General features: G+C 64.5%; 15 protein-coding genes and 2 tRNA genes. 14 read left to right on the top strand and 3 right to left on the bottom strand.

What is annotated here, in order from left to right; genetic code table 11:
* The first annotated feature begins 137 nt into the window (after window positions 1–137).
* The 7 genes from QMA10_RS17235 (at window position 138) to thiL (ending at window position 5,397) form a co-directional block, all read left to right on the top strand.
* Window positions 138–911 carry a fumarylacetoacetate hydrolase family protein gene (locus QMA10_RS17235; RefSeq protein WP_290170394.1) on the top strand — a complete coding sequence of 258 codons (774 nt, stop codon included), beginning with the start codon at window positions 138–140 and terminating at the stop codon, window positions 909–911.
* 2 nt (window positions 912–913) lie between these two features.
* Window positions 914–1,528, top strand: a complete 615-nt coding sequence (locus tag QMA10_RS17230) for a hypothetical protein (RefSeq protein WP_290170393.1) — start codon at window positions 914–916, stop codon at window positions 1,526–1,528.
* A gap of 41 nt (window positions 1,529–1,569) precedes the next feature.
* Window positions 1,570–3,084: a glutamate--tRNA ligase gene (gltX, locus tag QMA10_RS17225; protein WP_290170391.1), complete on the top strand. Its 1,515-nt coding sequence runs from the start codon at window positions 1,570–1,572 to the stop codon at window positions 3,082–3,084.
* A 4-nt stretch (window positions 3,085–3,088) separates the two neighbouring features.
* Window positions 3,089–3,841: an HAD family hydrolase gene (locus QMA10_RS17220; protein WP_290170389.1), complete on the top strand. Its 753-nt coding sequence runs from the start codon at window positions 3,089–3,091 to the stop codon at window positions 3,839–3,841.
* Between the two features lie 119 nt (window positions 3,842–3,960).
* Window positions 3,961–4,032: transfer RNA gene (locus QMA10_RS17215), tRNA-Gln, on the top strand.
* A 126-nt stretch (window positions 4,033–4,158) separates the two neighbouring features.
* Window positions 4,159–4,234, top strand: a tRNA-Glu gene (locus QMA10_RS17210).
* A gap of 152 nt (window positions 4,235–4,386) precedes the next feature.
* Window positions 4,387–5,397, top strand: coding sequence for a thiamine-phosphate kinase (gene thiL / locus QMA10_RS17205; RefSeq protein WP_290170387.1), 1,011 nt, complete (start codon window positions 4,387–4,389; stop codon window positions 5,395–5,397).
* 3 nt (window positions 5,398–5,400) lie between these two features.
* Here the strand turns inward: thiL and QMA10_RS17200 are convergent, their stop codons facing one another.
* Both QMA10_RS17200 and QMA10_RS17195 read right to left on the bottom strand, forming a co-directional pair.
* Window positions 5,401–5,823 (bottom strand): potassium channel family protein, encoded by a 423-nt coding sequence (locus tag QMA10_RS17200; RefSeq protein WP_290170385.1) that lies wholly within the window; start codon window positions 5,821–5,823, stop codon window positions 5,401–5,403.
* A 38-nt stretch (window positions 5,824–5,861) separates the two neighbouring features.
* Window positions 5,862–6,593 carry an IclR family transcriptional regulator gene (locus tag QMA10_RS17195; protein ID WP_290170383.1) on the bottom strand — a complete coding sequence of 244 codons (732 nt, stop codon included), beginning with the start codon at window positions 6,591–6,593 and terminating at the stop codon, window positions 5,862–5,864.
* Window positions 6,594–6,736: 143 nt separating this feature from the next.
* Here QMA10_RS17195 and leuC point away from each other — a divergent pair, with 143 nt between their 5' ends.
* The 6 genes from leuC (at window position 6,737) to QMA10_RS17165 (ending at window position 13,420) form a co-directional block, all read left to right on the top strand.
* Window positions 6,737–8,209 (top strand): 3-isopropylmalate dehydratase large subunit, encoded by a 1,473-nt coding sequence (gene leuC / locus QMA10_RS17190; RefSeq protein ID WP_290170382.1) that lies wholly within the window; start codon window positions 6,737–6,739, stop codon window positions 8,207–8,209.
* Window positions 8,210–8,218: 9 nt separating this feature from the next.
* Window positions 8,219–8,818 carry a 3-isopropylmalate dehydratase small subunit gene (gene leuD / locus QMA10_RS17185; protein ID WP_290170380.1) on the top strand — a complete coding sequence of 200 codons (600 nt, stop codon included), beginning with the start codon at window positions 8,219–8,221 and terminating at the stop codon, window positions 8,816–8,818.
* 264 nt (window positions 8,819–9,082) lie between these two features.
* On the top strand, window positions 9,083–10,438 hold the full coding sequence (gene murA / locus QMA10_RS17180; protein ID WP_290170378.1) for a UDP-N-acetylglucosamine 1-carboxyvinyltransferase: 1,356 nt from the start codon (window positions 9,083–9,085) through the stop codon (window positions 10,436–10,438).
* Between the two features lie 8 nt (window positions 10,439–10,446).
* A complete protein-coding gene (locus QMA10_RS17175; RefSeq protein WP_290170376.1) occupies window positions 10,447–11,223 on the top strand; it encodes a lysophospholipid acyltransferase family protein in 777 nt (258 codons plus the stop codon).
* Entirely contained in the window at window positions 11,220–12,266 is a 1,047-nt protein-coding gene (locus QMA10_RS17170; RefSeq protein WP_290170375.1) for an NAD(P)H-dependent glycerol-3-phosphate dehydrogenase, read from the top strand. Before QMA10_RS17175 ends, QMA10_RS17170 begins: the two co-directional genes overlap by 4 nt.
* Window positions 12,267–12,277: 11 nt before the next feature.
* Window positions 12,278–13,420 carry a D-alanine--D-alanine ligase family protein gene (locus QMA10_RS17165; protein WP_290170396.1) on the top strand — a complete coding sequence of 381 codons (1,143 nt, stop codon included), beginning with the start codon at window positions 12,278–12,280 and terminating at the stop codon, window positions 13,418–13,420.
* A 17-nt stretch (window positions 13,421–13,437) separates the two neighbouring features.
* On the opposite strand, the gene QMA10_RS17160 is transcribed toward QMA10_RS17165, so the two are convergent.
* Complete coding sequence (locus QMA10_RS17160) at window positions 13,438–13,914, bottom strand: DUF3515 domain-containing protein (RefSeq protein WP_290170373.1); 477 nt, start codon at window positions 13,912–13,914, stop codon at window positions 13,438–13,440.
* 96 nt (window positions 13,915–14,010) lie between these two features.
* Between QMA10_RS17160 and QMA10_RS17155 the strand changes: the two genes are divergently transcribed.
* Window positions 14,011–15,015 carry an LCP family protein gene (locus QMA10_RS17155; RefSeq protein ID WP_290170371.1) on the top strand — a complete coding sequence of 335 codons (1,005 nt, stop codon included), beginning with the start codon at window positions 14,011–14,013 and terminating at the stop codon, window positions 15,013–15,015.
* The last annotated feature ends 74 nt before the right edge of the window (window positions 15,016–15,089 follow it).

The following is a 15,089-nucleotide window of genomic DNA, read 5'->3' as shown; positions in this document are numbered from 1 at the left end:
AGTAGGTCACCGCCGGACAATATTTGTTCAGAGGTTGAGGCCCGTACCGTGTGGTACGGGCCTCAACTGTTTAACCACCAGGTTTAACCCCGCATCACGGGAGCGGAACGGGGCAATCGTCTACTAGTCTTGAAGGCATGCGTATTGCTCGATTTGTACAAGACAGTGACCCAGCGTTCGGCGTCGTGGACGGAGAAGAGGGCCACGAAGAGATAGCCGTCATCAAGGGTGATCCCTTTTTCTCCGGCGTGCAGCTGACCGGAGAGCGCCACAAGCTTGAGGACGTGCGGCTGCTGGCGCCGATCATCCCGCGCAGCAAGGTGGTGGGCATCGGCAAAAACTACGCCGACCATGCGGCCGAAATGGGCGGCGAGGTGCCGCCGGCCCCGCTGATGTTCCTCAAGCCCAACACGTCGGTGATTGGCCCCAATGATCCCATTGTGCTGCCGGCCTTTTCCGACGAGGTCTCCTACGAAGCGGAGCTCGCCGTCGTTATTGGACGGATCTGCAAAGATGTCCCGCTGGAACGCGTGGACGAAGTTGTGTTCGGCTACACCTGCGCCAATGACCTGACCGCACGCGATGCCCAGCGGACCGACAACCAGTGGGCAAGGGCCAAGGGCTTTGACACCTCCTGCCCGCTCGGTCCCTGGATCGAGACCGAGCTGGACACCGACGATCTCGCCATCCGCGGATACCTCAACGGACAGCTGGTCCAGGACGGCAACACCAGCGAGATGATCTGGGGCGTGAAGGAGCTCGTATCCTATGTCTCCCAGGCGTTCACTCTCCTGCCCGGAGACGTGATCCTCACCGGAACTCCTGCAGGTGTGGGCCTGATTTCCGACGGAGAGCGCTATGACGTCTCCATCGAAGGAATCGGCCGCCTCTCGAATACGGCACGCAGCTAGGCATGAGCAGCCCCGGCGCCGGACCGGTGCGCAACTCCGCTCTGGTCCGGCGCTTTTTGCCGCCCGGAGTCCTCTGGGCGGCCGCACTGTTCGCAGCTCCGTTCCTCAACGCCAGCGGCGCCGCCGCCCTGGTCTGGGGTGCTGGGGCAGCAGCGCTGATCGCACTGTTTCCGTGGGCCCTGGTGACGGTTCTGGACAAGCGCGGAGACCTGCGCCGCGGCCTTGACCGGCTCGGCGCCCCGCCCGTCATCCTTGGCGCATTTGGGGCGGCGTTTGTGGTGCTGCGCATCATCCGCTGGACCGACGGGCCCAGGGCCCTGGCAGCCGTCGTCTTCGGGATGATTGCCGCCTACGCGCTGACGGCTGCCATCTCCAGGGTGGTCCGGCTCGACTGGGCGGAGGTTACCTTAGCAGCGGCCGCCGTCGTACTTCCGGTGCTCCTCTATCTGTTGTTGCCGGGTGTTGCGGGTACGGTCCTTGCGGCCGCGCTTGCCGGTGTGTGCATCGGGGCCCTGATCAGGGAACGCCGAACCGTACGGAAAGCCGGTGCCGCAGCAGCCGTTGGCATACTGGCGGGCGGCGGTGTCTTCCTCCTGCTGCTGACTTACAGCCTGTAACCGTCCGGCGGGACACGGCAAGAGACTAAACTGGAAGCATCATGACTAACCTGCCTTCACTTGCCGACCTGCCCACCGTCGATGACAACACGCCAGTGCGCGTGCGGTTCTGCCCCTCACCCACCGGAACCCCGCATGTGGGCCTCATCCGGACTGCCCTGTTCAACTGGGCGTATGCCAAGCACACCGGGGGAACCATGGTGTTCCGCATTGAGGATACCGATACCGCCCGCGACAGCGAAGAGAGCTTCCTGCAGCTCCTGGATGCCCTGGACTGGCTGGGCATCACGTGGGATGAGGGCGTGAATGTTGGCGGCCCGCATGAGCCGTACCGCCAGTCCCAGCGCGGCGAAATCTACCAGGATGTCATCGCCAAGCTGAAGGACGCCGGGCACCTCTACGAGTCCTATTCGACGCCTGAAGAGATCGAGGCCCGCCACCGCGCCGCCGGCCGCGACATCAAGCTCGGCTACGACAACTTTGACCGGGACCTGACACCCGAGCAGATTGAAGCGTTCAAGGCCGAGGGCCGCCAGCCGGTGCTGCGCGTGCGCATGCCGGACGAGGACATTACGTTCAACGACCTCGTCCGCGGCGAAATCACCTTCAAGGCCGGCACTGTCCCGGACTTCGTTGTGGTCCGCGCCAACGGCGCCCCGCTCTACACACTCGTCAACCCGGTGGATGACGCCCTCATGGGCATCACCCACGTGCTGCGCGGCGAGGACCTGCTCTCCTCCACGCCCCGGCAGATCGCGCTGTACCGCGCCCTGATCGACGTCGGAGTCGCGCAGTACATGCCGCTGTTCGGCCACCTGCCCTACGTGATGGGCGGCGGCAACAAGAAGCTCTCCAAGCGCGATCCCGAGTCCAGCCTCTTCCTGCACCGCGAACGCGGCTTCATTCCCGAGGGTCTGCTCAACTACCTCTCGCTGCTGGGATGGTCGCTGTCCGCTGATGAGGACATCTTCACAGTGGACCAGCTGGTGGAAAAGTTCGACATCCACGATGTCCTGGCCAACCCGGCCCGCTTTGACCTGAAGAAGGCCGAGGCCATCAACGGCACGCACGTGCGCATGCTGGATCCCGAAGACTTCCGCAACCGCCTGATCCCGTACCTTCAGCAGGCGGGCCTGGTGGGGGAGACCCTTACCGCCCGCGAAGAGGAAATCCTCACCGAAGCGGCTCCTTTGGTTCAGGAACGGATCACCCTGCTGGGCGAGGCTCCGGAGATGCTCGGTTTCCTCTTCAAGGCCGACGACGCCATTGACATCGCCGACGACGCACGGAAGGGCCTGCCCGAGAACCTCACCGAGGTGCTGGACGCCGCCGTCGCCGCGCTGGAACCCGTTACCGACTGGACAGCCGAGAACATCCAGGAAGCGCTCCGCACGGCCCTGGTGGAGGAGCTGGACATCAAGCCGCGCAAGGCCTTCGGCCCGGTCCGCACTGCTGTGTCCGGCCGGCGCATCTCGCCGCCGCTGTTCGAATCCATGGTGATCCTGGGCAAGGACTCCTCGCTGGCCCGCCTGAATGCCTTCCGGAACGCGGGCTAGGTCCATGACTAACCGCCCGCAGGTCCGCGGGGTGCTCTTTGATATCGACGAGACCCTCGTGGACCTGCGGGCTGCCATGGGTACCACTCTCCAGGGAGTGAGTGCCCGGGAGCTGGCACATTTCACGGCGGCGGACTGGGATGCCTACAGCCACTTGTTCGCCGCCGACCCGCAGCGGCACTATGACGCTTACCTCGCCGGGCACCTGGGTTTTGCCGATCAGCGGGTGCTGCGCGTACAGCACGCGCGGGAGCAAACCGGACTGGCGCCGCTGGACAGTGATGCCGCCCGGGTATGGAACGAGGCCTACGAAGAAATGCTGCCCCTGCACTTTCGGGCCTTTGACGACGTTGTACCGCTCCTGAATGAGTTGGATGCCCGGGGCATTCCCTACGGCGCCGTGAGCAACAACGTCCACGACTATCAACGGGCAAAACTCGATGCCGCAGGCCTGCAGCGGATTACGGTCCTGGTGGGCACCGACACCGTGGGGGTAGCCAAACCGGATCCGGCCATATTCCTGGAAGGGGTCCGCCTGCTGGGCACCGACCCCGCACAGACCCTGTACATCGGGGATAATCTCCGCGTTGACGCCGAGGGTTCCGCCGCCGCCGGCCTGCAGGGGGTCTGGCTGGACCGGGCAGGCAGCCCGTCGCCCGTGCATCAGGGCGGCGATGCACCCGCGAAGGGCGGCTATCTCACCGTGCGCTCCCTCAGCGAGGTGGCGCACCTGGCGGCGAAGCAGGCCGCCGGCTGACAGGGCGGACGCCGTTCCGGGAGCGTTTTGTACTTCGTCCGGAACCCGTGTATAGTTATATCTCGTGCTGAGGGGTTGCAGCGGGGAAAAAGTTCTCCAAAACAGCCAAAAAAGCGCAGTGGGATATGGTGTAATTGGCAACACATCGGTTTCTGGTACCGACATTCTAGGTTCGAGTCCTGGTATCCCAGCGGTTCTCAAATGATAAGTAATTATCAATTTGAAGATCAGCAGTAAGTGTGAAAAACTTATTGAGCTCAAAGACATTTTGAGCAAAAAGGAAGCAAGACGCCTTGACCGGCAGACTGCTTGTACCTGGCCCCATCGTATAGCGGCCTAGTACGCTGCCCTCTCACGGCGGTAACGCGGGTTCGAATCCCGCTGGGGTCACCATTTAGCCAGCTCCGGAGTTTCTCCGGGGCTGGCTTTTTTGTTGCCCGGATATGGCACCATGGAACCTCCGGGAAACGGTCCGGCAGAACCGAAACAGCTTTCCCGCCCGGAAACCCCGAGCGTTTCGCTCCGTAAATTCAAAAGGAATTCCCGTGCCTCTGAATGTGCCCCTTGTGGCGGACCTGGATGAAAAGTCACTCCTCGCCCGAATCTTTCCACGGCTGGGACCGGATACGGCGTTGCTGGGACCCGGCGATGACGCCGCCGTTATCGCCGCATCGGATTCCCGTACCGTGATTTCCATTGACACCCTCGTGCAGGATGCGGACTTCCGCCTTCTCTGGCCTTCCGGATACCGCACCACGGGGTTTGATGTTGGCTGGAAGTGCGTCGCGCAGAACGTTTCCGACATCCGCGCCATGGGTGCCGTCCCCACCTCCCTGGTGGTCAGCCTTACCCTGCCGGGCAGTACGGAAGTGAAATGGGTGGAGGACCTTGCCGACGGACTGGCCGCCGGCATTTCATCCCTGGCCCCCGAACGCTGCTCCGTGGTGGGCGGGGACCTGGGGCGCGGCAGCCAGATAGTAGTGACGGCGGCCGTCACGGGTGATTTGGAGGGCCGGTCTCCGGTGCTGCGCTCAGGAGCCCGGCCCGGCGACGTTCTGGCCCACATCGGCGCGCTGGGGCTTGCTGCGGGCGGACTGGCTGTCCTGGAAAGCAGCGTCGACATGGCATACCCCGGGGGAACCGGTGACCGGGAGTTTGCCGGCCTTGTGATGGCGCAGTGCCGGCCGCGGCTGCCGCGGACCGGCGCCGGGCCGGCCGCAGCGGATGCCGGCGCCACCGCCATGCTGGACGTCTCCGACGGACTGGTGCGCGACGCCGGCCGGATTGCCCGCGCCTCAGGTGTTGGCATTGACCTCGACGCCGTATACCTCCGCACCAGGGCCGCGTCCCTGGCGCCCGCAGCTTCCCGGCTGGGAGCTGATCCGCTGGACTGGGTGCTGGGCGGGGGAGAGGACCACGGCCTGCTGGCGGCATTCCCCGCTGACGCGGATCTGCCGGAGGGATTCGTCCGGATCGGGCGCGTGCACGACGGCGCCGGTGTCACCTTCGGCGGGCAGGCGCCGCCGGTGACCGGCTGGGACCACTTCGCCGGCTGACAGCTACCGCAGGATATGCCGGTTTCGGATCCGCTCCGCGAGGGTTAACAGCTCTTCGCGGGAAAGGTCCGGCAGGTTCTCCAGCTCACTGATGAGTTCATCGAGACTGGTGTTGGCGCGGGTGCGGAGAATCTCACTGTAGTAACCGACAATGACACCGGTGGCCAGCGCCACCACCAGGATGCCGTAGAGCGCGACAATAACTGTGATGAGACGCCCCAGCATGGTGACCGGAACAATATCGCCGTAGCCAATTGTGGTGAAGGAAACAAAGAGGAACCAGAGGGCATCACCGAAGCCCTCGACGTCGGATTCCAGCCGGGGCAGCAGCAGCGCCGCTGCTCCGAGCACCACGAGGAATCCGGTGAAGACCCCGTCTGCTCCGGTGGTGCGGACAATGTTCCAGAGCAGGCGCAGCCGTTTCATGGGAACTCCTCGGCGTCGGGAAGAGTCCCAGAATAGGGCTAGTCGGCGCTCTTCCGCAGCGCTTCGGTGAGCTGCGCGGCCGCCTTGGCCACGACTTCCGCGTGGATCCTGCCCGGCTGGCGGGTCAGGCGCTCGATGGGACCGGAGATGGACACGGCCGCAATGACCCGTCCGGACGGCCCGCGGACGGGGGCGGACACCGAGGCAACACCGGGCTCGCGTTCCCCCAGACTCTGTGCCCAGCCGCGGCGCCGCACCCCGGCCAGGACCGTGGGAGTGAACCGTGCGTTGTGCAGGCCCTCCAGCAGCCGGTCATGATCCTCCCAGGCCAGCAGGCACTGGGCAGCGGAGCCGGCCTTCATGGACAGCTGCGTACCCACGGGAATGGTGTCCCGCAGCCCGATCGGCCGTTCCGCGGATGCCACGCAGACCCGCCATTCACCCTGCCGGCGGAACACCTGCGAACTTTCTCCGGTGGCATCACGCAGGGCCAGCAGCACGGGACCGGCCGCAGCGATCAGGCGGTCCTCCCCGGCCGCGGAGGCCAGCTCCACGAGCCGTCCGCCCAGGACAAAACGTCCCTGGATATCCCGGCCCACCAGCCGGTGGTGGACCAGCGCGACGGCGAGGCGGTGCACCGTGGGACGGGCCAGGCCGGTGGCGGCCACCAGCTGGGCCAGGGTGGTGGGCCCGGCTTCCAGCGCATCCAGCACCATGGCCGCTTTATCGATAACGCCGACGCCGCTGGCACCAGTTTCAGTTATGTCCATAAGTTGATATTGCCGTCTCAATATTTGAGATGCAAATTCAAAAACTGGCGCCCCGGCTGCAGCGGCTGGTTCTCTTAAACCATCGGCTTTGCGCGGCCGCATTTTTGCGGTCCGCGGAAGACACTTCACAAGGAGTATCGGGCATGGGAAAGCACGCAGCAGGCAGGACGCTGGCGGAAAAGGTGTGGGACGAGCACGTTGTCGTTAAGGGTGAAGACGGTGCGCCGGATCTTCTCTACATCGACCTTCACCTTATTCACGAGGTGACGTCTCCGCAGGCCTTCGAAGGACTGCGCCTGGCCGGCCGAAAGCTGCGGCGCCCGGACCTCACCATTGCCACCGAGGACCACAACACCCCCACCCTGGCCATCGACAAGCCCATCGCTGATCCCGTCAGCCGCACCCAGATCGAAACCCTGCGTGCCAACTGCGCGGAATTCGGTGTCCGGCTGCACCCGCTCGGCGACGCCGAACAGGGCATCGTCCACGTGGTGGGTCCCCAGCTCGGTCTCACGCAGCCGGGCCTCACCGTGGTCTGCGGCGACTCGCACACCTCCACCCACGGCGCGTTCGGTGCCCTGGCGATGGGCATCGGCACCTCCGAGGTGGAACACGTGATGGCCACCCAAACGCTGTCGCTGAAGCCCTTCAGGACCATGGCCATCAACGTTGAAGGAACACTGCGCCCCGGCGTCACGTCCAAAGACATCATCCTGGCCGTGATCGCCAAGATCGGCACCGGCGGCGGACAGGGATACGTGCTGGAATACCGGGGATCCGCCATCCGGTCCCTGTCGATGGAAGCACGCATGACCATCTGCAACATGTCCATCGAAGCCGGGGCACGCGCCGGCATGGTGGCTCCGGACGAGACCACGTTCGCGTACCTCAAGGACAAGCCGCACGCGCCGCAGGGCGCGGACTGGGATGCCGCCGTCGAGCACTGGAAGTCGCTGCAGACCGACGATGACGCAGAGTTCGACGCCGAAGTGTTCCTGGACGCGGACACGCTGGATCCCTTCGTCACCTGGGGTACCAACCCCGGCCAGGGTGCCTCGCTTGCGGATTCCGTGCCGTACCCCGCGGACTTTGCCGATGAGAACGCCCGGGCCGCGGCCGAACGTGCCCTGACGTACATGGACCTGGCGCCGGGAACACCGCTGAAGGACATCCGCGTGGACACCGTGTTCCTCGGGTCCTGCACCAACAGCCGAATCGAGGACCTCCGGATTGCCGCGGACATCATCCGCGGCCGGAAAAAAGATCCCAACGTCCGGATGATGGTGGTTCCCGGGTCCGCCCGTGTGCGGCTGGAAGCCGAGGCGGAGGGGCTGGACCGGGTGTTCAAGGACTTCGGTGCCGAGTGGCGCTTCGCAGGCTGCTCCATGTGCCTGGGCATGAACCCGGACCAGCTGGCCCCGGGAGAGCGCTGCGCTTCCACCTCCAACCGCAACTTCGAAGGCCGGCAGGGCAAGGGCGGACGAACACACCTGGTCTCGCCGGTGGTGGCCGCGGCCACTGCCGTCCGGGGAACCCTCAGTTCCCCCTCGGACCTTGAACCCGTCCCCGCCTCGGCCGGCTACCAGGCCGTCCCGTCCGTCCAGTCAGCCCGTTAGGATCCCGCCATGGAGAAGATCACCACCCACACCGGCATCGGCGTGCCGCTGCGCCAGAGCGACGTCGACACCGACCAGATCATTCCCGCTGTCTACCTCAAACGGATTACCCGGACCGGATTCGAAGATGCCCTCTTTGCCGGGTGGCGCAAGGATGAGAACTTCATCTTGAACAAGGAGCCGTACAGCGCCGGATCCGTCCTGGTGGCCGGACCCGACTTCGGCACCGGATCTTCCCGAGAGCACGCAGTCTGGGCCCTGAAGGACTACGGCTTCCGGGCCGTACTGTCTTCCCGCTTCGCGGACATCTTCCGGGGTAATGCCGGCAAGCAGGGTCTGGTGGCTGCCCAGCTGGTGCAGGATGACATTGAACTCATCTGGAAGGTGCTTGAACACTCGCCGGGAACGGAAGTGACCGTGGACCTTGAAGCACGCACCGTTGTCTGCGGGTCAGTCACGGCTCCTTTTTCCATTGATGAATACACCCGGTGGCGGTTGCTTGAGGGACTGGATGACATTTCCCTTACTTTGCGCACCGAGTCGGAAATCACACGTTTTGAGTCGATGCGCCCGGTATTCAAGCCGACAACGCTTCCGGCCCTCACCTAAACATCCGCGAAGGGAGCGTCCGGGCTCCGGTTTCGTGTCCCGCCCGGACGCTCAGTATCATTGATAGGCTCCCCATTCGGGGGGCCTATCGCCTTTTCCGTGCGGGGAACCGGTGTCTTGGAGGCGGCCGGTGCCGTGTGCAGGGCTGCGGGAAAAGCCCCTCCGGCGTGGCGGCGATATTTCAGTATGTGGACGCTTGCTCCTATGCTTGAGTGCAGTCTCTCTTTGCTGTTGGGGCAATCCAGATAAAGAAATTAGGTGTTCATGGATAGCGTTCTCACCATCCGTGGTGGAGTTCCTCTGACAGGAAAAGTTCCCGTCCGCGGAGCGAAGAACCTCGTTCCCAAAGCCATGGTTGCGGCGCTGCTGGGCAGCAGCCCTTCGCTGCTGCGCAACGTTCCGGAAATCAAGGACGTCGAGGTGGTCACCTCGCTGCTGCAGCTGCACGGCGTGGAAGTGACCAAGGATCCCGTAACCGGTGATCTGACCATGGATCCGCAGAACGCCAAAACGGCGGCTTCCAAGGATATTGATGCCCACGCCGGCGATTCCCGCATTCCGATCCTGCTCTGCGGACCGCTGATGCACAGCCTTGGCGAGGCCTTCATTCCTGACCTTGGCGGCTGCAAGATCGGGGACCGCCCGATTGACTACCACCTGCAGATGCTCCGGAACTTCGGTGCAGTGGTGGAAAAGCGCCCCGGCGGCATCAGTATTTCCGCCCCCAAGGGACTTACCGGTGCCAAGCTGGAGCTTCCCTACCCGAGCGTCGGCGCCACCGAGCAGGTGCTGCTGACCGCGGTGAAGGCCACCGGCATTACCGAGCTGCGCGGTGCCGCCGTGGAGCCGGAGATCCTGGACCTCATTGCCGTCCTGCAGAAAATGGGCGCGATCATCAACGTCCAGACTGACAGGGTGATCCGCATTGAGGGCGTTACCGAGCTGACCGGGTATAACCACCGTGCCCTGCCGGACCGCAATGAAGCTGCGTCCTGGGCCTCCGCCGCCCTGGTCACCAAGGGTGACATCTATGTGGAAGGCGCCTCCCAGCAGGACCTTACGGCCTTCCTGAACACCTACCGCAAGATCGGCGGCGCCTTCGACGTCGACGACGGCGGCATCCGCTTCTACCACCCCGGGGGCGCGCTGCACCCGCTGGTTCTGGAAACAGATGTTCATCCCGGCTTTATGACCGACTGGCAGCAGCCGCTCGTGGTTGCACTGACCCAGGCGCAGGGTGTGTCCATTGTCCACGAAACCGTTTACGAGAACCGGTTTGGCTTCACCGAGGCCCTGATCCGGATGGGCGCGAACATCCAGGTTCACCGGGAATGCCTCGGCAGCGTACCCTGCCGGTTTGGTCAGCGGAACTTCCTGCACTCGGCCGTCATCTCGGGACCGGCAAAGCTCAAGGGCGCCGAGATTGACATTCCGGACCTTCGGGGCGGGTTCAGCCACCTGATTGCGGCCCTGGCCGCCGAGGGGACCTCCCGTGTTACGGGAATTGAACTCATCAACCGCGGCTACGAGCACTTCCTGGACAAACTGGAAGCCCTCGGCGCCGACTTTGACGTAGCAGCAGCGGGCGCACCGGTTGTTGCCGCAGCCGGCGCCGAGTAGCCGGCGCCATGTCTGAGTCGATCAAGTCACGCGTTGCCTTCGCCCTGCTGGCGGGGAGCCTGCGGCCGGTCATGAACCTCCTGATGCGCAAGCAGTGGGAAGGGCTGGAGAACCTTCCCCGGGACACCGGATTCATTGCCTGCCCAAACCACGTGACGGAGATCGACCCGGTGGTGGTGGGGCACTTCTTCTATAACCAGAAGATCATGCCCCGCTACCTGGCGAAGGCTTCGCTGTTCAGGGTGCCGGTGCTGGGGGCCGCCCTGCGGGCCACCAACCAGGTGCCCGTTGAACGCATCACCAGCGGTGCTTCGGCGTCACTTAAGGCCGCGCGGACAGTCATTGATGCCGGCGGTGTCCTCATTGTCTACCCCGAGGGCACGCTGACCCGCGATCCGGACCTTTGGCCGATGCGCGGCCGCACGGGTGCGGCACGGCTCGCCCTGCAGACGGGAGCCCCCGTGGTTCCGATGGCGCACTGGGGAGCCGAAGCCGTTTTTCCGCGGTACAGCAAGCGCATCCATCCGTTCCCGCGCAAGACGGTCCAGATTCGGGTGGGCAAGCCCGTGGATTTCTCGGACCTGCGGGGAAAGCCGATGACCAGAACGCTGCTGGACACTGCTACGGAGCGCATCATGGATGCCATGACCGCGCTGGAAGCGGAACTGCGGCATGAAACGCCGCCGGCCACCCGCTGGGATCCGGCTGTCCACGGGCAGTCAGCCGTTGGCAGGGATTTTGAGCAGCACAAAGACCTTGAGCAGGACGGAACGGACAAGAAATGACCTGGCGCAGTAATACACACCCGCAGGTGGTGGCGGTTCTCGGAGCCGGAAGCTGGGGAACCACTTTCGCGAAGATCGTGGCCGACGCCGGTGCTTCCCGCGCCACTGACGTTCGGGTGTGGGCCCGGCGTCCGGAAATTGCCGCTGAAATCAATGACGGGCACCGCAACAGCCAGTACCTGAAAGACACGGTCCTGCCGGCGAACCTGACCGCGTCCGCCGATCCCGCAGAGGTGCTGGCCGGTGCCGAGCTGGTGGTGCTGGCCGTTCCGGCCCAGACACTGCGCGCCCAGCTGCGCAGCATTCGGAACCTTATCCCGGAAGGCGCCGTCGTCGTATCCCTGATGAAGGGACTGGAGGTGGGCACCGACTCCCGGATGAGCCAGGTGATCGAAGAGGAACTGCACTGGCCCGAGGAACGGGTTGCCGTGATCTCAGGGCCGAACCTCGCCATGGAGATTGCCGACCGGCAGCCCACCGCTTCGGTGGTTGCCTGCTCGGATCTGGAAACCGCCGCCTGGATTGCCCGGGCCTGCACCGCACCCTATTTCCGTCCCTACACCAACACGGACGTGGTGGGAGTGGAGATCGGCGGGATCGTCAAAAACGTTATTGCCCTCGCCGTGGGAATCTGCGAAGGAAAGGGCATGGGGGACAACACCAAGGCCTCCGTGATGACCCGGGGCCTGGCCGAGACCACCCGGCTGGCGCTGGCCCTTGGCGGAGACGCCGAAACCATGTCCGGCCTGGCCGGCATGGGTGACCTGATTGCCACCTGCTCCTCTCCGCTGTCACGAAACCATACGGCGGGCCGCCTGCTGGCCCGGGGCCTGACCCTGGAAGAGGTCAACGCGTCCATGAAGCAGACCGCCGAGGGCATCAAATCGGCGCAGGCGGTCCTGGACCGCGCCACCCAGCTTGGCGTTTACATGCCGATTACCGAAAACGTAGTGGCCGTCCTGCAGGGCGCCATCTCCGTAGATGAACTGGGGCCGCGACTGCTGTCCCGCGAGCTAAAATCCGAAGGTGTGCACGCCCAGTGAGCATAAACCCCCTGATCTCCGAGACTGCAGACGGCGAATCCGCAGGACCCCGTCCCCGGGTGGCCGTCCTCTTTGGCGGCCGCTCCAGCGAGCATGCGGTGAGCTGTGTGACAGCTGCCGGCGTCCTGGAAGCCATTGACCGGACCAAGTATGACGTCATTCCGGTGGGCATTGCCCGCAACGGCCAGTGGTCGCTCGTATCAGCCGATCCCGCCAACTGGTCCCTGCGCTCGGAATCCCTCCCCGAAGTGATCCACGGCGAGCAGAGCGTGGTCCTCTCCGCGGACGGAACCGGATCGGAACTGGTACTCCACGCCGAGGACACACTGCCGCGCAGCCTTGGCCGCGTCGACGTTGTCTTCCCCGTACTCCACGGACCGTTCGGTGAAGACGGCACCCTGCAGGGCATGCTGGAAATGGCGGACATCCGCTACGTCGGTGCCGGTGTGCTGGCGTCAGCCGTGGGCATGGACAAGCACTACATGAAGGTGGTGTTTGAAGCAGCAGGCCTGAAAGTGGGGCCGTACGAGGTCATCACCGACAGGCAGTGGGAGAAGGACGCCCCGGCCTGTCTGGAGCGTGCCTCCCGGCTGGCGTTCCCGCTGTTCGTGAAACCTGCGCGCGCCGGTTCCTCGATGGGCATTACCCGCGTCACCAACCCCGCGGACCTGCGGGCCGCCGTTGAGACGGCACGCGAACACGATCCCAAGGTGGTGGTGGAAGCCGGCATCGTTGGACGTGAAATTGAAGTGGCAGTGCTGCAGGGCCGCGGTACCGAGGATCCGCGCACCAGCTCGCCGGGAGAAATTGCCGTCCAGCACGGGGAACACGAGTGGTATGACTTCGAAGCCAAGTACGTGGACGGTGCCGCCGCCGAACTGAGCTGCCCCGCTGATCTTCCGAAGGACGTCTCGGACCGGGTCCGGGAACTGGCCGGGCTGGCCTTTGAAGCCGTTGGCGGCGAAGGGCTGTCCCGGGTGGACTTCTTCTACACCCCCGCCGGAGACCTGATCATCAACGAGATCAACACCATGCCCGGCTTCACGCCGATCAGCATGTACCCGCAGATGTGGGCCAAGTCGGGCCTGCCCTACACGGAACTGATCGACGAACTGATTTCACTGGCACTGGAGCGCAAAACCGGCCTTCGCTAAGGGAGAACGCCCGGCACCTACTGCGCAGGCAGCTCGAGATCGTTGCTGCTGATGCACTCCCGGGTGGGCTCAATGCGCGTGACGGAGTTTTCCAGCTGCACCAGCAGGGTGGAGGAGGAAACCTCTTCGGGGTTGAACAGGACCTCTACCGCCGGCTCGCGGCCGTATGTTGTCGCGGTCCAGGTGGTCTCGTCTTCGCGCAGGATCCAATCCACCCCGTTCACCGTGGCGCACTGGTCGGTGGTGGGTCCCGGAACCGGAACCCCGCAGCGCAGAATAATCTTGGCGGGTTCTCCCCAGGCCGCAGTGGCCTGGCTGTCCGTCTCGCGCTGCTGCTGGTCCGCCAGCTCGGAAGGGAGCGCCACCATAACGGTGGCGCAGTCCGGATTGGCTGCATCCGGAGCCGGTTCCACGTCGGCAATGGGGGTACAGGCGCTGAGGCCGGCGGCAAGGACAAGAACGGCTGCCGAAAGGGCAACGCGGGAGGAGAACATGCCTACAAGGTTATCTTCCCGCGGCCGTCCGGACGGAATCGGAGAAGCGGCCGCCGGGCGCTAAGCTCATTACTCGATTACTTCAGGGAGTATTTTGTGACGCAGTTTCCGCAGGACTACGGGCAGCCTGCCGCACGCCGCCGTCGTCGGCCGGTGCGCACCGTGTTTATGGTGCTGCTGGTCCTTCTGCTTACCGTGGCCCTGGTGGCCGGCGGCTATCTCTGGAGCCTGGCCCGCAGCTTTGACAGCGGCACCACAACCATAGAAAACGCTCTTCCCGTCAACAGCCCGCCCAAGGATCCGAGGGCCGGGAACTCGCAGAACATCCTGCTGATCGGCACCGATGAGCGGGACCCCGGGTCCGAGGCAGCCCGCTCCGACACCATGATGCTGGTGCACCTGCCGGGGGACCGAAGCACCGCCTACGTCATGTCCATCATGCGCGACACCTGGACGGACATCCCCGGCTACGGCGAGCAGAAAATCAATGCCGCCATGGCGCTGGGCGGGGTCCCGCTCGTGGTGGAAACCGTCCAAACCATGTTCGATGCACCCATTGACCATGTGGCCATCGTCGATTTTGAGGGGTTCAAGGGGCTGACGGACGCACTCGGCGGAGTGGACGTGAATAACCCGGTGCCCTTCTCCTCCAGCATTTCCGACGACTATTTCCCGGCCGGCATGGTTTCCCTGGACGGGGATTCCGCCCTGAACTACGTCCGGGAGCGTTACGCCTTTACCGACGGCGACTATCAGCGGGTGCGCAACCAGCAGGCGTTTGTCAGCGGGCTGGTCTCCTCGGCGCTGTCCAGGGAGACGCTGCTGAACCCGGTGAAGATCAGCCGCTCGGTCTCTGAAATCTCCCCCTATCTCAGCGTGGACGAGGGATTGGACGCCGCGGCAGCAGGACAGCTGGCCTTCTCGCTGCGGAACGTGCGCGGCGGCAACATCGAGATGTTCACGCTGCCGACCCTGGGGGTCGGAACCTCGAGCGACGGACAGTCTATTGTGGTCAAGGACGCAGCTGCGATCGCTGAGATAGCGGAAGCACTGGACACCGACGCCATGGGCGAATACCTGGCCGCAACCAATAGGGGATAACAACGTGGGTATTGCAGCTGGGACGCGTCGTGCAGGCATGGGCGCGGCGGCTGCCGTGCTCATCGTGTCAGTGG

Source organism: Arthrobacter sp. APC 3897 (assembly GCF_030407495.1).
Taxonomy (GTDB): Bacteria; Actinomycetota; Actinomycetes; order Actinomycetales; family Micrococcaceae; genus Arthrobacter_B.
The sequence above is the reverse complement of the archived record's forward strand: the minus strand, read 5'-3'. Positions and strand labels throughout refer to the sequence as shown.

Bases quoted from the DNA above. Each gene is read 5' to 3' on its own strand.
- QMA10_RS17235 (WP_290170394.1), top strand. From the start codon at position 138: ATGCGTATTGCTCGATTTGTACAAGACAGTGACCCAGCGTTCGGCGTC.
- QMA10_RS17230 (WP_290170393.1), top strand. From the start codon at position 914: ATGAGCAGCCCCGGCGCCGGACCGGTGCGCAACTCCGCTCTGGTCCGG.
- gltX (WP_290170391.1), top strand. From the start codon at position 1,570: ATGACTAACCTGCCTTCACTTGCCGACCTGCCCACCGTCGATGACAAC.
- QMA10_RS17220 (WP_290170389.1), top strand. From the start codon at position 3,089: ATGACTAACCGCCCGCAGGTCCGCGGGGTGCTCTTTGATATCGACGAG.
- QMA10_RS17200 (WP_290170385.1), bottom strand. From the start codon at position 5,823: ATGAAACGGCTGCGCCTGCTCTGGAACATTGTCCGCACCACCGGAGCA.
- QMA10_RS17195 (WP_290170383.1), bottom strand. From the start codon at position 6,593: ATGGACATAACTGAAACTGGTGCCAGCGGCGTCGGCGTTATCGATAAA.
- leuC (WP_290170382.1), top strand. From the start codon at position 6,737: ATGGGAAAGCACGCAGCAGGCAGGACGCTGGCGGAAAAGGTGTGGGAC.
- leuD (WP_290170380.1), top strand. From the start codon at position 8,219: ATGGAGAAGATCACCACCCACACCGGCATCGGCGTGCCGCTGCGCCAG.
- murA (WP_290170378.1), top strand. From the start codon at position 9,083: ATGGATAGCGTTCTCACCATCCGTGGTGGAGTTCCTCTGACAGGAAAA.
- QMA10_RS17175 (WP_290170376.1), top strand. From the start codon at position 10,447: ATGTCTGAGTCGATCAAGTCACGCGTTGCCTTCGCCCTGCTGGCGGGG.
- QMA10_RS17170 (WP_290170375.1), top strand. From the start codon at position 11,220: ATGACCTGGCGCAGTAATACACACCCGCAGGTGGTGGCGGTTCTCGGA.
- QMA10_RS17160 (WP_290170373.1), bottom strand. From the start codon at position 13,914: ATGTTCTCCTCCCGCGTTGCCCTTTCGGCAGCCGTTCTTGTCCTTGCC.